The organism is Curtobacterium sp. B8, from assembly GCF_000333315.1.
Classification (GTDB): domain Bacteria; phylum Actinomycetota; class Actinomycetes; order Actinomycetales; family Microbacteriaceae; genus Curtobacterium; species Curtobacterium luteum.
Window position 1 is genome coordinate 1 of the sequence record NZ_BACW01000534.1, and the last position, 5,866, is coordinate 5,866.

General features: G+C 72.1%; 3 protein-coding genes and 1 pseudogene. 3 read left to right on the plus strand and 1 reads right to left on the minus strand.

The genetic code is table 11. The features are described 5' to 3' along the window. A partial coding sequence (locus tag I59_RS14200; protein WP_022904437.1) for a flagellar hook protein FlgE occupies positions 1 to 1,034 on the plus strand: 1,034 nt, incomplete at its 5' end. A gap of 118 nt (positions 1,035 to 1,152) precedes the next feature. On the opposite strand, the gene I59_RS14205 is transcribed toward I59_RS14200, so the two are convergent. Continuing rightward, positions 1,153 to 2,589, minus strand: coding sequence for a helix-turn-helix transcriptional regulator (locus I59_RS14205; protein ID WP_022904438.1), 1,437 nt, complete (start codon positions 2,587 to 2,589; stop codon positions 1,153 to 1,155). Positions 2,590 to 2,718: 129 nt separating this feature from the next. On the opposite strand from I59_RS14205, the pseudogene I59_RS20080 reads away from it, so the two are divergent. Both I59_RS20080 and I59_RS14215 read left to right on the plus strand, forming a co-directional pair. Next, a pseudogene (locus I59_RS20080) lies at positions 2,719 to 4,652 on the plus strand (phosphoenolpyruvate carboxykinase (GTP)); the annotation flags it as partial. 107 nt (positions 4,653 to 4,759) lie between these two features. Further along, positions 4,760 to 5,866 (plus strand): glyceraldehyde-3-phosphate dehydrogenase (locus I59_RS14215; protein WP_022904439.1); only part of this gene is annotated, 1,107 nt, incomplete at its 3' end.

The following is a 5,866-nucleotide window of genomic DNA, read 5'->3' on the forward strand; positions in this document are numbered from 1 at the left end:
TGACCCAGGGTGCCGGCGGTCCGCAGACCGGCATCGGCGGCACGAACCCGGCGCAGATCGGCCTCGGCGTGCAGGTCGCCGGGGTCTCGACGAACTTCGCGCAGGGCTCCGCGCAGGCCACCGGCAAGGCCACCGACCTGATGATCTCCGGCGACGGGTTCTTCGTCACGCGCCTCGGCAACGACACCGTCTACACCCGCGCCGGTGCGTTCGACTTCGACGCGGACGGCCGCTTGGTGTCCTCCGACGGCAAGATCGTCCAGGGCTACCCGGCCGTGAACGGCGTCGTCAACGCCAACGGCCAGCTCGGCGACATCACGCTGCCGCTCGACGCCGCAGCACCGGCCGTCCGCACCACGACCGCCGCGCTCACCGGCAACCTGCCGTCGGACACGGCCGTCGGCGACACCGTCACCCGCGACGCCACCGTCTACGACGCCACCGGCGCGAAGCACACCATGTCGATCGCCTACCAGCGAACCGCCGCCGGCTGGGACGTCACGGCCACGAACGGGCAGGGCGCCACCGCCACCTCGTCGATCACGTTCGGCGCCGACGGCAAGGTCGCGTCGGGCGGTGCCCTCACCGTCGGTGGCATCGCCGTCGACATGTCGGACCTCACCGGGTTCGCGACGCTGAACACCGCCACCATCTCGTCGCAGAACGGCCACGAGGCCGGGTCGCTCCAGGGCTACTCGATCTCGAAGGACGGGACGGTCACGGGCACGTTCTCGAACGGCGCCTCCCTGGCCCTCGGCCGCATCGCCCTCGCGACGTTCGCCAACCCGGCCGGCCTCGAGAAGACCGGCGCCTCGGGCTACCGTGCGACGGCGAACTCCGGCCAGGCCTCGATCGGCGGTCCTGGTTCGGCGGGGGTCGGGTCGCTCGCGGCGGGGACGCTCGAGATGTCGAACGTCGACCTGTCGCAGGAGTTCACCAACCTCATCGTGGCGCAGCGCGGGTTCCAGGCGAACGCGCGCATCATCACGACCTCGGACGAGGTGCTGCAGGAGCTGACGAACCTGAAGCGGTAGCGCGGCGCGCGGCGCGGCGCGGTTCGCGTTCGCATCACCAGAGTCACCTCGCACCACGCGGACGCGCGGTTCGAGGCGACTTCGGTTGTGTGCGGGTGCGGCACCGTCGCGCGCGGCCCTACTCCGCGTGCGCCTCCAGGAAGCGGTACACCTCGCCGTCGTCGACCCCGGGGAACCGGCCCGTCGGCAGGGGAGCGAGGACGTGCTCGCCGAGCTTCGCGCTCGGCCAGGCGGCCTCCTTCCACTTCGCCTCGAGCGGTGCCGGAGGACGCCGACAGCACGACGGATCGGGACAGTTCGACTGCCGCCGGACGGTGGTGTCGCGTCCCCGGAACCACTGCGCGTGCGCGAACGGCGTGCCGAGCGTGATCGAGAACTCGTCGTCGTCGGTCCCGGTCTGCACGCTGCACCAGTACGTACCGTTCGGGGTGTCCGTGTACTGGTAGTGCTCGCGGGAGCGGTTCCGGTCCTCGAAGGCCGTCCGGGAGGCCCACTTCGCGCAGACGACCTGTCCGACGATCCCGCCGTCGGTGTCGGTGGGGAACGTGATGCCGTCGTTCTCGTAGCCCTTGACGATCGCGCCCGAGCGACGGACCCGGACGAAGTGGACGGGGAGGTCGAGGAAGCGGGTCGCGAGGGTGGTGAACCGGTGCGCTGCCGTCTCGTGCGTGACACCGAACGCGTCCCGGAAGTCCTCGAGGGCGATGTCGCGCCGGGACTTCGCCTGCTGCAGGAACGGCACGGCGGCGTCGCGCGGGACGAGGCACGCGGCCGCGAACGCCGTGATCTCGATGCGCTGCCGCAGGAACTCGGCGTAGTCCGCGGGCGGTCGGTGCCCGAGCACGACGTGCGCGAGCGCCTGCAGCGCCAGGCTGCGGAGTCCACGGCCACCGGGAGTCGCGGCCGGCGGGAGGTAGACCACGCCGTGCTCCCGGTCGGTGATCGTCCGGGAGGAGGCGGGGAGGTCATCGGCGTGCACGAGCCGGAAGCCGAGCTTCGAGGCGAGTGCTGCGACCGTGTGGTGCATGAGCGGCCCCGGCGGTCGCTCGACCGTGGCGAGCAGGTCGGCTGCCTGGTCCTCGATGTCCTCGTAGTAGTTGTCGGACGACTGACCCTGGAGCCGGAGCGCGATCATCGCCTCGCGTCCGGCGGCCTGCGTGACCGCGGACTCCTGGACGCGCCGCTCCAACGCCTCGTGCAGCGCGACGACGCTCGCGAGGACGTCGTCGGGCAGGCTCTTCCGGACGTCGATGCGCGGCAGGTCGAGCCGGGCCGCGAGCGGTGCGTCCTGGTACGCGGCGAGTTCGAGCTCCAACCGCGCCCGCTCGGTCGGCGGGGACGACGAGGTGAGGGTCGACACCGGGACGTCGAGCGCCGCCGCGATCCGAGCCAGGACGGAGACCTTCGGTTCCCGGAGCCCGTTCTCGATCATCGACAGGCGGCTCGGTGCGAGGTCGGTGGCGCGTCCGAGGACGTCGAGGGTCATCCCGCGCGTCGTGCGGACGTGCCGGATCCACTGCCCGAGCAGTCGCTGCGGGCCGTCGTCGTGGGACATGTCGTCACTCTTCCTCGAGTGTGAAGAACTGCCGTTCTTCTCCGTCTGGTCGCGAGCATAGCGCCCGTCCGCGCCCGCATGCTGAGGAGCACGACCACCGTAGGGCTCGACGAGGAGACCAGCATGACGATGACCGACACGAACCGCGACCACCGCTTCGGTGATGCCGAGACGGGCCCGATCCCCGCCGCGGACGTCCACCGGCACACGCACCCGCCTGTTGCCGCCTGCTCGAGCGTCGAGGTCCCCGACGGAGCGCACCGGCACGGGCTCGCCAACCGGGAGCTCGCGGACTGGGTCGTCCGCACGGCGCTGCTGACCCGGCCGGACGAGGTCGTCTGGTGCGACGGCTCCGATGCCGAGTGGACCCGCCTGACGGACCGCATGGTGGAAGAAGGCTCGCTCATCCGTCTCGACCCGGGTCTGCGTCCGGACAGCTTCCTCGCACGGAGCACCCCGGACGACGTCGCCCGGATGGAAGACCGGACGTTCATCTGCACGAGTGACCCGGCCGACGCCGGTCCGACGAACAACTGGCGCGAGCCGCGCTCGATGCACGCCGAACTCAACGGCCTGTTCGCGGAGTCGATGCGCGGTCGGACGATGTACGTCGTGCCCTACTCGATGGGTCCGGTCGGCGGCGCGATCTCGCAGCTCGGCGTCCAGGTCACCGACTCCGCCTACGCCGCGGTCTCCCTCGCCCTGATGGCCCGGGTGGGCGACGACGCCCTCGAACACATCGGCCCGGACACGGCCTGGGTCGCGGGCGTGCACAGCGTCGGGTACCCGCTCCGGAACCCCGACGGCACCCGCCGGCCCGACGTCGCGTGGCCGAGCAACCCGACGAAGTACATCTCGCACTTCCCCGAGGAACGGGCGATCTGGTCGTTCGGCTCCGGCTACGGCGGCAACGCGCTGCTGTCCAAGAAGTGCTTCGCGCTCCGGATCGGTTCCACCATCGCCCGCGATGAGGGATGGCTCGCCGAGCACATGCTCCTCCTCAAGCTCACCGACCCGGACGGTCGCGCCCTGCACGTCGCGGCAGCGTTCCCGAGCGCCTGCGGCAAGACGAACCTCGCGATGCTGCAGCCCACGCTGCCGGGCTGGCGCGTCGAGACGATCGGCGACGACATCGCCTGGCTCCGACCGGGCGCGGACGGGCGGCTGTACGCGATCAACCCCGAGGCGGGCATCTTCGGCGTCGCTCCCGGGACGTCCGTCGCCACGAACCCCGTCGCCATGGACACCATGCGGAAGCGGACGATCTTCACGAACGTCGCCCTGACCGAGGACGGCGACGTCTGGTGGGAGGGCCTGACCGACGAACCGCCGGCGCACCTGATCGACTGGCGGGGCGAGCACTGGACCCCGGCGTCGGGCACGCCCGCAGCGCACCCGAACGCCCGCTTCACGAGCCCGATCGAGCAGTGCCGGACCCTCGCCGACGACTGGTACGAGCAGGACGGCGTCCCCGTCGACGCGATCCTCTTCGGCGGTCGCCGGGCGACGAACGTGCCGCTCGTCGTCGAGACGGACAGCTGGGCGCACGGCGTGTTCGCGGGTGCGACCGTGTCGAGCGAGCGCACCGCCGCGCAGGAGGGCACGGTCGGCGAACTCCGCCGCGACCCCTTCGGCATGCTGCCGTTCGTCGGCTACGACATGGGGTCGCACTGGCAGCACTGGCTCGACGTCGGCGAAGCGCTCGGCGCCGCCGCTCCGAAGGTCTTCAGGGGTCACTGGTCCGCAAGGGTGAGGACGGCACGTTCCTCTGGCCGGGCTTCGGTGAGAACGCCCGAGTCCTCGCGTGGATCGCCGACCGCGTCACGCGACCAGGAGCGGCCACGACCCGCGGGACGCCGCTCGGCGCCGTCCCGGCGGAGGGTGCGCTCGACGTGAGCGGCCTCGGGCTGTCGGGGACGAGCCTCCAGGCCCTGCACGACGTCGATCCGGCCAGCTGGCTCGACGAGGCGGACCGCACCGAGGAGTTCTTCACGTCCCTCGGCGCGACGGTCCCCGCCGCCGTGTGGGCGCAGCTCGAGGTCCTCCGGGCGCGCCTCGAGGCGGCGGCGACCGAGCGCGGCGCGGCGGCGACCGAGCGCGGCACGGCGGCGACCGAGCGCGGCGCGGCGGCGCCCGAGCGTGGCACGAGCGAATCGGTCGGGGTCGCAGCGTGAGCCGCGCGGGTACCGACCGGGTCTTCGACGAGTGGGTCGACCGCGGGTCGGTCGCGGCCGCGATGGTCCCGATCATCGACGGGCTCCACCGGCGCCACAACGTGGTGACGACGATCCACGGTCGGCGACTCGTCGGTCGCTCGGTGAACGAGATCCTCAAGCTGCACCGCTTCGCGCGACACGTGGACGGCGTCGAGCTGTCGCCCCACGAGGTGCTGCCGGTCCTGCACGCGTTGACCAGGCTCGACCTCGGTCCCTCGGTGGTCGACGTCGCCGACTGCAACGCGGGCTTCCGTCGGCAGGACGCCCTCGGCCTCGACGACCACCTGCGGCTCGTCCTCGCGGACGCGGTCGGCAGCGGTCCGTACGCGGCCGCGCCGCGAGACGTGGTCGTGTACGGCTTCGGACGCATCGGCCGGCTGGTCGCACGGATCCTCCTGGCCCGGTCGGGAGGCGCGTACGGACTCCGCCTCCGAGCGGTCGTCCTGCGCTCCACGGGGCCGGAGGACCTGGTCAAGCGGGCGAGCCTGCTGCGGCGCGACTCCGTGCACGGGCCCTTCGACGGGACGATCACCGTCGACCAGGACGAGCAGACGATCACCGCGAACGGGACCGTCATCCGCTTCATCGGCGCGGCATCGCCGTCCGAGATCGACTACACGGCGTACGGGATCGACGACGCGATCGTCGTCGACAGCACGGGAGCCTCCTCCGACCGGTCGACGCTGTCCGCGCACCTCGCCGCCCCCGGCGTCTCCCGCGTCCTGCTCACCGCGCCGGCGTCGGGCGACGTCCCGAACATCGTGCACGGGGTGAACGACGCCGCGATCGGGGACGAGCCGATCCTCGCCGCGGCCTCGTGCACGACGAACGCCGTCACGCCGGTGCTCGCCGCGCTGGACGAGCGGTACGGCATCGAGCACGGGCACGTCGAGACGGTCCACTCGTTCACGAACGACCAGAACCTCACCGACAACCACCACCCGGGACCGCGCCGGGGTCGCTCGGCGGCGCTCAACATGGTGCCGACGAAGACCGGGGCCGCGCGTGCCGTCGCGAAGGCGTACCCGCCGCTCGCCGGCAAGCTCACCGGCAGTGCGATC